This is a genomic window from Paenibacillus medicaginis (assembly GCF_042138635.1).
Taxonomy (GTDB): domain Bacteria; phylum Bacillota; class Bacilli; order Paenibacillales; family Paenibacillaceae; genus Paenibacillus; species Paenibacillus medicaginis.
Genome location: NZ_JBHIRY010000011.1, coordinates 97,941 through 112,134 on the forward strand (window position 1 = coordinate 97,941; position 14,194 = coordinate 112,134).

The 14,194-nt window shown below is 58.5% G+C and carries 10 protein-coding genes; all 10 read left to right on the top strand.

The window, feature by feature from the left end:
• Positions 1–143 precede the first annotated feature (143 nt).
• The 10 genes from ACE5LO_RS13355 (at position 144) to ACE5LO_RS13400 (ending at position 13,903) form a co-directional block, all read left to right on the top strand.
• Positions 144–1,514, top strand: coding sequence for a diaminobutyrate--2-oxoglutarate transaminase (locus ACE5LO_RS13355; protein WP_375520517.1), 1,371 nt, complete (start codon positions 144–146; stop codon positions 1,512–1,514).
• A complete protein-coding gene (locus ACE5LO_RS13360) occupies positions 1,508–3,424 on the top strand; it encodes an IucA/IucC family protein (protein ID WP_375520518.1) in 1,917 nt (638 codons plus the stop codon). Before ACE5LO_RS13355 ends, ACE5LO_RS13360 begins: the two co-directional genes overlap by 7 nt.
• A 105-nt stretch (positions 3,425–3,529) precedes the next feature.
• Complete coding sequence (locus ACE5LO_RS13365; protein ID WP_375520519.1) at positions 3,530–4,804, top strand: MFS transporter; 1,275 nt, start codon at positions 3,530–3,532, stop codon at positions 4,802–4,804.
• An 8-nt stretch (positions 4,805–4,812) separates the two neighbouring features.
• On the top strand, positions 4,813–6,645 hold the full coding sequence (locus tag ACE5LO_RS13370) for an IucA/IucC family protein (protein WP_375520520.1): 1,833 nt from the start codon (positions 4,813–4,815) through the stop codon (positions 6,643–6,645).
• On the top strand, positions 6,635–8,572 hold the full coding sequence (locus tag ACE5LO_RS13375) for an IucA/IucC family protein (RefSeq protein ID WP_375520521.1): 1,938 nt from the start codon (positions 6,635–6,637) through the stop codon (positions 8,570–8,572). Before ACE5LO_RS13370 ends, ACE5LO_RS13375 begins: the two co-directional genes overlap by 11 nt.
• Positions 8,559–9,191, top strand: a complete 633-nt coding sequence (locus ACE5LO_RS13380) for an RraA family protein (protein ID WP_375520522.1) — start codon at positions 8,559–8,561, stop codon at positions 9,189–9,191. The genes ACE5LO_RS13375 and ACE5LO_RS13380 overlap by 14 nt, the downstream gene beginning before the upstream one ends.
• A complete protein-coding gene (locus ACE5LO_RS13385; protein ID WP_375520523.1) occupies positions 9,188–10,528 on the top strand; it encodes an LLM class flavin-dependent oxidoreductase in 1,341 nt (446 codons plus the stop codon). Before ACE5LO_RS13380 ends, ACE5LO_RS13385 begins: the two co-directional genes overlap by 4 nt.
• Positions 10,529–10,650: 122 nt before the next feature.
• Complete coding sequence (locus tag ACE5LO_RS13390) at positions 10,651–11,697, top strand: ABC transporter substrate-binding protein (RefSeq protein ID WP_375520524.1); 1,047 nt, start codon at positions 10,651–10,653, stop codon at positions 11,695–11,697.
• A 146-nt stretch (positions 11,698–11,843) separates the two neighbouring features.
• Positions 11,844–12,869, top strand: a complete 1,026-nt coding sequence (locus tag ACE5LO_RS13395) for a FecCD family ABC transporter permease (protein WP_375520525.1) — start codon at positions 11,844–11,846, stop codon at positions 12,867–12,869.
• Entirely contained in the window at positions 12,866–13,903 is a 1,038-nt protein-coding gene (locus ACE5LO_RS13400) for a FecCD family ABC transporter permease (protein WP_375520526.1), read from the top strand. The genes ACE5LO_RS13395 and ACE5LO_RS13400 overlap by 4 nt, the downstream gene beginning before the upstream one ends.
• Positions 13,904–14,194: the final 291 nt, after the last annotated feature.

Genomic DNA, 14,194 nt, shown 5'->3' on the forward strand with positions numbered 1-14,194 from the left:
GAATTTATCCGATAGAAGTATTAATATAATCTGTCAGGATAATATTCAGCCGGGTACGCGAAATGGTATGATTTACCTAACTTGTTGATAATGATTATCATTATTGATTGGTTGATGAAATTGTGCCAAAGGAGTGAACCCGTATGCATCCAGCTACAGCGGCAACTGAAGCATCTGCTAACAGCCGCTATTTACAAAGCCAGCAGGAGCGTGAATCTTCGGCCCGCTCCTATCCCAGACGTCTTCCGATCGTTATCGCCGAAGCGGAGGGAGTCCATATCAGGGATATGGACGGAAAGGTCTATTATGATTGCTTAGCCGGCGCCGGAACCTTGGCGCTTGGGCATAATCATCCTGTGGTGATTGAGGCGATGAGGAAGGTATTCGATCAGAAATATCCTCTGCACACGCTTGATCTCACAACTCCGCTTAAGGAGAGCTTTATAGATGAGCTATTTGCCAGTCTGCCTCCGTCTTTTGCCCGTCATGCCCGTATCCAGTTTTGCGGTCCTACCGGAGGCGACGCCGTCGAGGCCTCGATCAAGCTGATGAAGACGGCGACCGGCAGGCGCAGTGTGCTGGCGTTTCACGGGGGCTATCACGGCTCGACCCATGCAACGATGAGCATCAGCGGTACTCTTGGACAGAAGGAGCATGTCGCAGGACTGATGCCGGACGTTCATTTTCTGCCGTATCCATACGCTTACCGCTGCCCATTCGGTGTTGGAGGGGATGAGACACAGCGCCTGAGCCTTCGTTATATCGAGAATGTGCTGCGTGATCCGGAAAGTGGCATCGTGCCGCCAGCGGCGATGATTGTCGAGCCTGTTCAGGGAGAAGGTGGCTCAATACCCGCTCCAGCGGCCTGGCTCGCCGGACTGCGCCGTATTACCCGGGAGCGGGACATTCCTCTGATTGTGGATGAGGTACAGACCGGGCTTGGCCGTACCGGCAAGCTGTTCGCCTTCGAGCATGCCGGAATCGAGCCGGATGCCATCGTTCTGTCCAAGGCCATTGGAGGCAGCCTGCCACTTTCCGTCGTTGTCTACCATGAGCGCTACGACGTCTGGCGGCCGGGCGCGCATATCGGCACCTTCCGTGGCAATCAGCTGGCCATGGCTGCCGGACTGGCAGCGCTGCGCTATATCAAGGAGCAGGAACTGCCGGAGCGGGCTCGCAAGCTGGGTGAGCGGCTGCAAGGACGGCTGCGGGCGCTGGCGGAGCAGGAGCGTTGTATTGGGGATGTGCGCGGACTTGGGCTGATGATTGGGGTTGAGATTGTTGATGAGTACGGCGAGCCGGACCATCTCGGTCATATCCCTGCCGCTCCACGGTTAGCTGCGCAAATCCAGCAGGAATGTCTGCGGCGTGGACTCATTCTGGAGGTTGGCGGACGGCATTCAGCCGTTGTGCGCTTTCTTCCGCCGCTCATCGTTACGGAGGAGCAACTGGACGATATCGCTGATCGGTTCAGCGAATCGGTGCGGGCAGCCCGCAAGGCTTTGCCATGCTAATGGGGCGTGGAGCATCCTCGCCAACGAAAGGCGGGAGGTATGAGGAGAAGCTGGCGGACGAGCTGCCGGTAAAAACAGACGAGTTATCGGCAAATACGGCGAAGAATGCGGTGAGGAGTACGAGGGATAGTTCGCTGTACAGTAGGACGGAGAGTTCGGCAGAGAACATGAGGATATCCGAGAGCATGGCCGTACGTTCATTACTTAATGCTTTCCTGCGGGAAAACGGAGATGTGGTAGAATATCCTCGCAAACTTGCTGAAGCGGCGGAGCGTGGCGAAGCCTTCCCGCTGAGCTTGCGACTGGCGGATGGTGACCGAATTCGCGGTATGATCCGTTACGCCTCGCTGACAGGACAGCATCTGTATGCGGAAGGCTGGATGCTGGAGCGTGACGGCTCCGTTCATCCGCTGACATTCGACGAACTGGCCGGGGTGCTTGTCTCTGAGCTGGCGCTGCGTTTCCATCTGGGTGCTGACCAGAACACGACAGCGGTGCTGCAGCGCATCCGCCGCAGCGTCTCCCAGTTAAGCGGACATTTGGAGAGGTGGATGGAAGCAGGGAAGGCTGGCAGGGACGTGCGCAGACTGGATTATATTACGTCGGAGCAAAGCGTATTTGCCGGGCATCCGTTTCACCCTTATCCGAAAAGCTCCGAAGGAATGAGCGAGCCGGAGCAGGAGCGTTACAGCCCGGAGCGCGGCGTTGACTTTGCCCTGTATTATTTTGCTGTTCACGCTTCTGAGCTGTGCGGGGAGTGGCTGCCGGGCGAACAGAGCCGCGCCTTTCCGCCGGAGGCACTTGCACCGTTCCAGCAGGCATTGTCGGATCGATTGGGCGCCGAGGCGGAAGCACTGTACAGGCCGCTGCCCATGCACCCATGGCAGGCGCTTCGCCTGCTGGAGCGGCCTTGGGTTCGTGCGTCCATACAGCAGGGGAAAATCATCCCGCTTGGCCCGCTCGGGCCGCGAGTATTTCCTACCTCTTCGGTGCGTACCGTATGGGAGCCGCAGAGCGGCTGTGGCTGGAAGCTGCCACTGGAGGTGCGTATTACGAATCTGATTCGTGTTAATACACCGGAGCAGACAGCACGTACGCTAGACGCCGCACGGCTGACCGCGAATCTGGGGGAAGAGCTGGCAAAGGAGCTGCCGGGATTGCTGCCGGAAACGGGATATGCCGGCATAATAGCCCCCGGTGAGGAACGAACCGACCCGGCTTTTACGGTGTTGTTCAGACCCATGGATTTCGAGCCAGCGGCGACATTTGTGCTGGCCTCTGTTCTGGAGAGCTGGCCGGGTGAACAGACACCCAAGCTGGCTCAGGTGATCACAGCAAGCGCACAGGCCGGGGGAGACTTGGCCATACCGGACATAAAGCACTGGCTGGAGCGCTATTTGCGGCTGTCCATGCTGCCGCTGCTGCGTGTCTGGGACCGCTTCGGCATCAGCTTTGAGGCACATGCGCAAAATTCGCTCCTGTCGCTTAAGGACGGCTGGCCGAGCTGCTTTTACACCCGTGATCTGGAAGGGATGAGTGTGGATCGTGAGCTTGCCCGCAAGGCAGGGTGGGTCGGAAGGGCGATAGGGGAGGACAGCCCGCTGTTATACGCCCCGGACGAAGCGTGGCATCGCACTAAATATTATTTTTTCGTCAACCACCTTGGCTCGCTCATTCATGCGCTGGCTCTCTGGCAAGGCCGATCAGAGCGCGAGGGCTGGGCTGTAGTCCGCAGTCTGCTGCTTGAGGAGCGCGAACGTGCGAGCGAACGGCTGCGCCCGTATGTAGACGAACTGTTGAACGGGGAAACGCTGCCTGCGAAAGCTAATTTTTCCAGCTGTCTGGCCAACAAAGGAGATACGCCTTTATATATCTCCATTCCGAATCCGATCCTGGGCGAGCGGCGCTGAATGGCTATGGATCGCTTGTATACAAGGAAGCAGCTGTGATGTAAGTGACTGTTGGCTTGGCTGACGGGTTTGTGGTGCTGCAGCACGTATGGTGCAAAAAAAGGAATGACAACGAAAGGAAGACTGGCGGAGATGGAAGGTTGGAAGCGTAGTTTGTACATACTGTGCGTGGGTCAGTTTCTGGCGATGGCCTCCGTCAGCTGTGTGACGCCGTTTCTGCCGCTGTATTTGCAAGAGCTCGGTGTGCATGGGCAGGCAGAAGTGATGCTCTGGTCCGGAGCGATCTACGGTGCGAATCTGCTCAGTGCCTTTTTCCTGGGCCCATTGTGGGGGCGGCTGGCTGACCGCTACGGACGGAAGCCGATGCTGCTGCGTTCAGGCTTTGGCATGGCGTTGACCATTACGCTCATGAGCGTGGTGAGCAATCCGTTGGAACTGCTGCTGCTCCGCTTGCTTAACGGTATGCTCTCCGGCTTCAGTCCGGCTGCAATAGCACTGACCGCCAAGAACTCGCCGCAGGAGAGAAGCGGCTATGCGCTTGGTCTTCTGCACTCCAGCTCGGTCGGAGGGACGATATGCGGCCCATTGCTCGGTGGTGTGCTGGCCGATCAATTCGGCTTTGCTTCGGTGTTCCTGTATATCGGCATTGGCATTTTTGCCGCTTCCCTGGTTGTGCTGTTTGGTGTACATGAGCAGCGGGAGGAGAGACCGGCCGAGATGCAGATGAATGGACTGAGGGGTGATTTCCAGGAAATCATGTCCCGTCGTGCCATGCCAGCGCTGCTCGTCTCCGCCTTTTTGCAGCGTGCGGCGATGGTGGGCACCTTGCCGTTTATCCCGTTATACGTGCAAATGCTAGCCCCTGACAGCGACAATGTGGCATTGCTCGCCGGCTTCACTGCAGCAGCGATGGGCGTGGCGAATATGCTTGCCGCGCCGCAGCTGGGGCGACTGGGCGACCGTCACGGACAGCGCCGCGTGCTGAGCGGATCGCTGCTTGGAGCTGTGCTGCTGATGATTCCGCAGACCTTCGTACAGCAGCTGTGGCAGCTGATCGTCCTGCGTTTTTGCAGTGGTGCCTGCCTTGGCGGACTTGGTCCGTCCCTGAATGTGCTTGTACGTCGTTGCGCTCCGACAGGCATGGAAAGCCGTGCCTTCAGCTATCTCAACTGTGCCCAAATGGCCGGCGGCCTGCTCGGCTCGATCGGCATGGGCTGGCTGGCCGCGGCCTTTGGTCTGCACTATATATTTGTTGGCTCAGCCATACTGCTCGCAGTCAATCTGGTCTGGATGAAGACAGCGGATCGGCACACTATGCTTGCGAATGTGAATACGGCTGAAATACAAGAAACAACGTATAAACGAAATCACGCGAGGTGAGAAAAAATATGAAACCTTGGAATGAAATCGATACGCGCAGCCTGGCCATCCGCTCCGATGAATACGCGGCGGCAGAGCGGCGCGTACTGAGACAATTACTTGAAGCGGTGCTGTATGAAGAAATCGCTTTGCCGGATGAAGGACTGCCGCAGGCAGGAGAGACCCGAATCACGGAGCTGGCTGGCCGATCGGCGACCGGAGAAGCCGTTCTTTACCGCTTTTCCTGCCGCCGCAGCTTCAGCTTTGGGCGTATCCGCCTGGAACGTGAATCGCTGCAGCGCATTGCGCCGGACGGGAGGACGTCACCCGCACGACTGGCGCTTTTTGTGGATGAAGTGCTCGGACAACAGCAGCAAGGAGAGCTGCTGCTTCGCTTGCAGGAGGAGCTGTCCCGTACGCTTCTGCATGATACGGAATCCCGGGCGTGGCGGGCACACGAAGGAGCGCAGCGGCTGCGTGATCACGCGGAAGGAGAGCTGGACGGCCATCCGTACCATCCCTGCTACAAATCCCGCATCGGTTTTGATTCCGCCGACAATCGTCTGTACGGCCCGGAATTTGGGGAGCTGCTACGGCCGTTATGGGTGGCTGTGGCCCGTTCGCATGCGCAGCTGTCGCTGCGGCGTGGTTTGGAAGAAAGCGAATGGTTGAGGGAGGAGCTGGGCGAAGCTGTTCTGGAGCGGTTTCACTCTGTGATCTTGCATAACGGCCATCGTCCCGAAGACTACTTGTTGCTGCCTGTGCATCCGTGGCAATGGGAGCATATGGTCGTACCTGCGCTGCATGGGGAGATTGCCGATGGCATTCTGCTTCCGCTCGGGCGTTCGGATGATGTCTATCGGGCACAGCAATCCATACGCAGTCTGGAAAATGTCAGCGACCGCCGCAAAGCGACGCTGAAGCTTGCGCTCGGTATTGTCAACACATCCACTCGACGCATGCTGGCACGGCATACGGTACTGAACGCTGCATTGGTGTCGGACTGGCTGCACGACCTGCTGGCCTCCGATCAAACGCCGGACAAGCCGGATTTTGCGCTGCTTGATGAATATGCAGGTATCGCAATGGATACGCAGGAGCTGCCATCTTCAGTGCGCGAACGTGCCTATGGTGCGCTGGGAGCGATCATGAGACGGGGCGTGGGAGCGATCTTGCGGGATGGGGAGCAGGCACTTCCGTTTGCTGCCTTGTCACATCCCGAGGGCGAGCAGGCAGCAGTGGTTAAGAAATGGATTTCCCGTTACGGAGTGGATGAATGGCTTGGAGAGCTCCTGCAGGCGTCGGTTACGCCGCTGATTCATTTGCTGTATGCCCATGGGGTGGCGCTGGAGTCACATGCGCAAAATATTTTGCTGCTGCATCGCGACGGCCGTCCGGTGCGTATCGTGCTGCGCGATTTTCATGATGGCGTGCGGTTTTGCCGTCATCTGCTGCCACAGCCGCAGCTCTGTCCGGAGCTGCATCCCGAGCCTGCTGCCCACCTGGCTCAGAATCGGCATTCCTATATGCAGACAGATGATCCGCATGCCGTGCGGGATTTTCTGCACAGTGCGTTCTTTTTCGTCTGTCTCGGAGATCTTGCCCTGTTTTTACACGAACGCCTCGGGGTAGCGGAGGAGTCATTCTGGGAGCGTGTAGCAGGTATCATCCATGATTATCAGCATCGCCATCCCGAATTCGCAGCACAGTACGGGTTGTATGATCTGTTCTCGGAGACGATTCGCATTGAGCAGCTGGCCCGCCGCCGCCTGTGGCCGGACACACAGGTTGATCCCCGGTGGGTGCCGAATCCGCTCTATGCGTTTCGCGCAGTGAAAGGAGTGAGCGCTCATGCCAAATAAGCTGGTTGAACAGGAAGCAAAGCGACGTGTGATGGAGGATCTGTTAAACGCGCTGCTGGCAGAGGAGTTACTGGACGGATTGCAGATGCTGCCCCCTTCAGCCTGTGCCGAGCTGGCTGAATCAGACGATGTGTTCGCTGCGGCCTGGAGTCTGCTGTGCAGCGAAGCGGCAGCCACCGATAAGGCTGGAGCAGATGCAGAATTGGCAGGAGCGCTGATCGGTTTATGGCGTCCGGATGGTGATGGAACCGCAGTCATGTTCGGACTTCGCCGCTCGGTCGTACAGCGCTGGCGCTGTACTCCGGAAGCCGTTGTAGCGGCAAATGTTGCTGATGGGCGCGCGCGGCTGCTGTCCCCGCCGGAGCTGATGCGTCTTGTTGCTGACAGTCATGCCGCAGCAGCGGGGATACATCCCGAGGGCACAGCGGTGTTCATCGACATGCTGCAGCAGACCGTCGCACAGATCGCCTGGTCCCTGGAGCGGAGTCATCCGTACTCCGCGCTGCTGTCGCTGCCGCCTGATCGTGCGCTGCTGTCTCTGGAACGCTATGCTGCAGGGAGGGATCGCCCGTTTCATCCTGTTGCCAAGGCGAAGCTCGGCTGGGAGCGCGACGAATGCGGCCGCTTTACGGCGGAGGCGGGGCAGCCGATCCGGCTGCGCTGGATGGCCGTGCGGCGGGATCGGCTGCTGAGCGGTGATGACGCGGCGAACGTGCTGCCACAATCGCTGCTGTTGTCGGCTGCGGAGCAGCAGGAGCTGGAAAAGGAGCTCACGCAGCGGGGGCTGAACGGCACGCATATCGTTCTCCCCGTCCATCCATGGCAGATGGAGGCGATGCTGCCGCAGCGACTGCGTCCGGAGCTGGACAGCGGTGTTTGTGTTCCGCTGGATATAGAGGCAGGAACGTTTTACGCTACTTCGTCCGTGCGCTCGCTGATGAGCCTCGACGACGAGCCGTCGCGGCATGTGAAGCTGCCGCTTGGCATCCGTTCACTCGGCGGCCTGCGCTATTTGTCGGCCATCAAGATGATGAACGGCGTACGGGCCGAAGGATTGCTGCGGCAGGCCAGGCAGCTTGATCCGGTGCTGAACGAGCGGCTGTATTTATGTGAGGAAGGGCGCTGGTGGGCATTGAAGCCGCAGGACAATGACTTGTTCGCGGACGATCCGCGCCACCTCTCTGCACTGATCCGCACTTATCCCGAAGAGTTAATGAGCGACAACAGGAAGTGTCTCGTGCCGATGTCGGCGCTCGCTGCGGATAGCCGTCAGGCACTGCTGCTCGCTGAATGGCTGCAATTACGGGGTCTGCCAAATACAGCGGAGGCGGCGCTTGAATTGTTCCGCGAGATTGCGGAGACGTTCGGCGAGCTGTCGCTGCGGCTGCTGCGTTTCGGTCTCGTGCCAGAGGCGCACGGACAAAATGCAGTCCTCGTTCTCCAGGAAGGACGAGTATGCGGCCTTCTGTTGCGTGATCATGATGCCCTGCGCGTCCATGTGCCGTGGCTGCATGCAGAGGGCCTGGCTGATCCCGAATATATGCTGCGCCCTGGTGTACCGAATTCGCTGTATCATGATTCGCCGCAGCAGCTGATGGCTTTTTTCCAGATGCTTGGCATTCAGGTGAATCTGTTCTCCATCATGGACAGTCTGTCCAACGCTTACAGCCTCTCTGAGGAGCGGATGTGGACGGAGCTGAAGGAAGCGCTGCAGACAGCCTTGAAGCGGGCGGCGCTGCCGGGATTGCAGAAGGCGGTCATCTCAAGCTGCCTGTTCAAAGATGAGAGCTGGCCATGGAAACAGGTAGTACGGCCGCTGCTCGCGCAAACGGCCAAGGTGCCAGGCAGCATGCCGTACGGAAAGGGCGAGATGCCCAATCCGCTGCGTGCGGCCAGGTTGGAGGAGGTGCCATATGCTGCGCATTGAACCTCATGCCAAGCCGCTTGCGCCGGAGCTGCTGGAGCTGTATCGCGGCATACAGCCCTCCACAATCGGACATTTGACCGATTTCGGTTATATTCGCGGGCTGCGGCCGTTGTTTCATCCGATCCGCTTGCTGGGCTCAGCGCTTACGGTGCGCCTCCCCCATATGGATTCTGCGGCTCTGCGCGAGGCGCTTGAATTGGCCCAGCCGGGCGATGTGCTCGTCATCGACATGTCAGGCGACGAAGAGCGTGCCTGCTGGGGGGAATTCCGGGCCTATAAGGCGATCGGCAAGCAGGTGGCCGGTGCGGTTGTATCCGGCTGCGTCTCCGATGCAGCGGCGCTAAGACAGCTGGGCTTCCCGGTGTTCTCTCGCGGCATCAGTGCCCTGACAACCCGTTCACTGGAGCTGGAAGGGGAGGTCAACACCTGTATCAGCGTCGGCGGCGTGGCGGTACGTCCAGGCGATTTGATCATCGGCGACGAGGACGGCCTGTTCGCCATTGATCCGCTGCGTGCGGAGGAATTGGGACGGAAGGCCTTGGAGAAGCAGCAGCGGGAGCAACGCAGCCGTGAAAAGCTCGGATACGGGCATATCGGAGAAGGAGGAGATGGAGTATGAGTGCAGCGGAGCGGGGGAGACGTCAGCTTCACCTGAATTTGTTCATGCTCAGCACCGGGCATCATGAAGCAAGCTGGCGCCATCGTGATGCCAGTCCGCAGCTGGCAGCCGATTTTCGCTACTATAAGCGGATGGCACAGCTGGCTGAGCAGGCGAAGATGGATTCGATTTTTATTGCGGAGAAATACCGATTGAATAAAATGACGAAATACCGGGTCATCCCGCAGCTTGAAGCGTTCACGATGCAGGCGGCGCTGGCGGCGGTAACCGAGAAAATCGGACTGACCGTGACCGCCTCAACCACCTACAATGAGCCCTACCATATCGCGCGCAAGTTTGCTTCGCTGGATCATATTAGCGGCGGTCGTGCGGCCTGGAATATTGTGACCTCGACCGGTGATGCGACTGCCCGCAACTTTGGCAGGGAGAGGCACCTGGATCATTCGCTGCGCTACGAGCGGGCGCATGAGTTCGTCGAGGCGGCGGTCAGGCTGTGGACAGGCTGGGCGGAGGACGCGCTGTTGATCGACCAGGAGGCTGGTCTTTATGCTGATATGAGCCGGATCAAGGCCGCTGATTACGAGGGCAAGCATCTATCGGTGGCCGGTCCGCTCAATCTGCCGCGCTCACCGCAGGCGGTGCCGGTACTTGTACAGGCAGGCTCCTCCGAGGACGGCCGGTCGTTCGCTGCACGGTGGGCGGAGCTGGTGTTCACGGCACAGCCTTCCATAGAGTCGGCGATTGCCTTTTATGCTGATCTGAAGGGCAGGCTGAAAGCGTGGGGACGCAACGAGGAGCAATTGAAAATTTTGCCCGGGCTCATCCCCTTTATCGGCGATTCGGAAGCAGAGGCGAAGGAGAAGGAGCGGGAGCTGAATGAGCTGAGCGTATCTGATTACGGCCTGTACAATTTGTCGGCGCTGTTGCAGACGGATCTGTCCGATTGTCCGCTGGATGGCCCGCTGCCTTATGAGCGGCTGCCCGCGCCAGAGCAGGTGCAGGGCCAGCAGGCCCGCTTTCAGCTCTATGTCAATCTTGCCCGCGAGGAAAAGCTGTCGATCCGCGAGCTGATTATCCGCACGGCAGGCGGCCGCGGGCACTTCACGGTGGCGGGTACGCCTATTCAGATTGCGGATACGATGCAGCGATGGCTGGAGGCAGGTGCTGCCGATGGTTTCAATCTGATGCCACCGCTGCTCCCGTCCGGTCTTGAGGATTTTGTGAGCAAGGTTGTTCCTGAACTGCAAAATCGCGGCATTTATCGTACAGAGTACAGCGGGAATACACTGCGCGAGCATTTAGGGTTAACCGGGATGTCTGCCCCTCAGCCTGTCTGAATGGCTGTCGGAAATGTCCAGAACGGGTGACGCAAAAGTTCATTTTCAAGCGGATGGCTTCATGCAATAATGAGAATCAATATCAATTAAGGCTAAGATATAAAAAGGGGAGTGTCATATTCATGCTTAGCTTGTTCCACAAAAGACTTCGGAGACGCTCCGGAGTTATGCTTACCGCCTGTCTGCTTGTGCTGGCAGTGTTGGCCGGATGCGGTCAGGGCGGTGGGAATACTGCAAACTCCGGCAGCGGCGAAGCTTCATCGTCGCCAAGTGCGCAGGCAGGATCGTCTTCGACGGAACAGGGAGCCTCTGCCGCAGCGAATGAGGGAGAAGAGCGAACCATCCAGCATGCGATGGGCGAGACTGTCATCAAGGGCAAGCCGCAGAAGGTCGTCACCTTGTTCCAGGGGGCAACAGATGCAGCGCTGGCGCTTGATGTCAAGCCTGTTGGTGCTGTCGAGGCGTGGATTGAAAAGCCGTGGTATAACTACATCCGCGACCGGATGGACGGTGTCGTGAATCTCGGCTCGGAGAATCAGCCCAATCTGGAGGAGATTGCCGCCCTTAAACCAGATGTGATTATCGCCTCCAAAACCCGGCACGAGGAAATCTACAATCAGCTCAGCGCCATCGCACCGACGGTCATGACAGAGGAAGTGCATATCTGGAAGGACTCGCTGGCACTGACAGCCGATGCGCTGAACAAGAAGACTGAGGAGCAGGCGTTTGTGCAGCGTTGGGAGAGCGAGGTTGCCGATTTCAAGGAGAAGATGGGGGACAAGTTAAATCAGCAGGTTAGTATTGTCGATTTCCGCGCTGACCATGCCCGCATTGTCTACAGCGGCTTCTCGGCACTTGTGCTGGACGAGCTCGGAATTGCGCGTCCAGAGGTACAAAAGGGTGAGGATTGGGGAGTTAAGCTGGTATCGAAGGAAAATATTCCGCAAATGGATGCTGACATCATTTTCGATCAGACGAGCACAGACCGGGATGATGGCCGACTGGACCTGCGTAAGGAGTGGACAGAGCACCCGCTCTGGAAGAATCTCAAGGCAGTAAAGGCGAACCGTGTCTACCAGGTCGATACGGCTGTCTGGAATAACGGCTCAGGTCCATTGGCGGCGGAAGAGATGCTTAAGGATCTTAAGGAGTTTTACGAACTGGATTAATGAGCGGCAAGCAGCAGAAAAAGCTAAGCGGTATTCTACGGAAACGCTGCTGTTGCTGCGGATAGCGGCGGCCGATACGGCTTGCCGCTTCTGCATTTTTCGCTTTTGTCGCCAGTTGTTGCAACATGATATAGGGGAGGATCACCGTGAAGCCACTTTTGCAACGTAACGGCAGCAAGCTGCTCGGCCTTGCGGCTGCACTACTGCTGCTGGCAGTCGCCTTCATCGCCAGCATCGCACTCGGAACGACGTCAATCGCTCCGTCCAAAACGCTGGAGGCGCTCGTCGAATACAACCCGGCCGACAATGAGCAAGTTATCATCATGACTACGCGTGTGCCGCGCGCTGCGTTTGCACTGGCAGTCGGAGCAGCGCTGGCGGCCGCCGGGGCGCTAATGCAGGCGCTCACACGCAACCCGCTTGCCTCGCCGGGGCTATTCGGCATCAATGCCGGCGCCGTGCTTGCGGTTGTGCTGGCTCTCACGCTCCTGCCGCTGTCTTCGCTGTCGCAGCTGGTATGGGCGGCCTTTGCAGGCGCTGCAGCAGCAGCGCTGCTTGTATATGCGCTCGGTTCGCTGGGGGGCGGCGGTCTGGCGCCAATTCGCCTCGTGCTGGCCGGCTCTGCACTGAGCGCATTATTCGGTGCAATCACCCAGGGTGTACTTGCGCTGGACGAATCAGGTCTGCAAAATGTACTGTTCTGGCTTGCGGGTTCGGTTGCCGGCAAAGAGCTGCCGCTACTGCAGCAGTTGCTGCCATACATGATCACCGGTGGTATTGCGGCGCTGGCGCTAGGTTATCCGCTGACTGTACTTAGCTCCGGCGAGGATGTGGCGAAAGGCCTCGGACAGCGCATTGTGCTGGTCAAGGCGGTTGCCGCGGCAGCGGTCGTGTTGCTCGCCGGCAGTGCGGTGGCGGCGGCTGGAGCGATTGGCTTCGTTGGCCTGGTCATGCCGCATTTTGCCCGCTATCTGGCCGGAACCGATTATCGCTGGATCATTCCTTACAGTGCCGTGCTTGGGGCAATCCTGCTGCTCGCCGCTGATATTGTCGCCCGTTTTCCGGTACAGCCAGGAGAACTTCCGCTTGGTGTCGTAACCGGGCTGATCGGCATGCCGTTCTTCATCTACATCGCCCGTACCGGGTTTCGCGGGAAGGAGGCAGCAGGATGAGCCGTCTCATTCCGATTCGCAGCAGCCGGGAGAGGGTGTCCATACTTGCAGACAAGCGGACGGCCCTGACGCTGCTCGCCTTGACGCTCCTCCTGCTGACTGCATTCGTGCTGGGAGCCTGCCTGGGCAGCAAATGGGAATCGCCGCTGCAGGTGCTGCGTACGCTTGTTGGCTATAAGGGCGATTCTGCTTTCGTCATCGGTACGCTGCGCCTGCCACGGCTTGTACTGGCTATATTGGCGGGAGCAGGACTGAGTGTCGCCGGGGCTGTGCTTCAGGGAGTAATCCGCAATCCGCTCGCCTCACCGGATGTGCTGGGGATGACTGGTGGCGCATCCGTCGCCGCTGTTGCTTTTATTGCCTTTTCGGGTGGCGATCTCAGCATTCGCTGGCTGCCGGTCGCCGCCATGTCCGGCGCGGCTCTTGTATCAGGCATGATCTATGCCCTTGCCTGGAAGAACGGGGTATCGCCGATCCGTCTCGTACTGATCGGCATCGGTATTTCGGCCGGGGCAAGCTCATTGACCATGTTCATGCTGTCCTTCAGCTCGATCACTACCGCCAGCAAGGCGTATATTTGGCTGGCCGGCAGCGTGTACGGAGCTTCATGGGAGCAGGTGCTGACTCTGTTGCCGTGGACCTTGCTGTTCATACCGCTGGCGATGACAGGGGCACGGCATCTGAACGTGCATGAGCTGGGAGAGCATGTGGCGGCTGGCGTGGGCGCAGCTGTGCAGCGGCAGCGCCTTGGACTGCTTCTTATTACTGTGGCGCTGGCCGGGTCAGCGGTTGCGCTTGTTGGAGCCGTCGGATTCATTGGCCTGCTCGGGCCCCATATCGCACGCAGGCTTGTCGGTCCTTCGTATGGCGGATTGCTGCCGGCTGCTGCACTGGTTGGAGCTTTGCTGCTGCTGCTGGCTGACACCGCGGGACGAACGCTGTTTCAGCCGCTGGATATTCCGGCAGGCGTATTCACAGCGGCAATAGGCGCTCCATTTTTTATCATGCTGCTTCTGCGCCATCGTCGCCAATAAACAGGATAAAGAGTGATGTCCATGCCACAGGTGGGCGGTCTCGACATTCTTTAAAAAGGCAGTCCCCAGGTCAAAATGACTTGAGGACTGCCCTTTTTTGTCAATGAAGGCGAGAAGCCCTCTCCTCAAAAGCGTATGGCTTTAGGTGGAGAGCGTTCAACTCTTCAGGTTCATGTTCGCATCGGAGAGTACATCTATTGATATCACATCATTTGCAAGGATCTGAAATGGAAGCGGAACCTTTTTGTGGTATAATCCGTCTGTTAAGGAAGACCGACCGCGAAGGAGAGA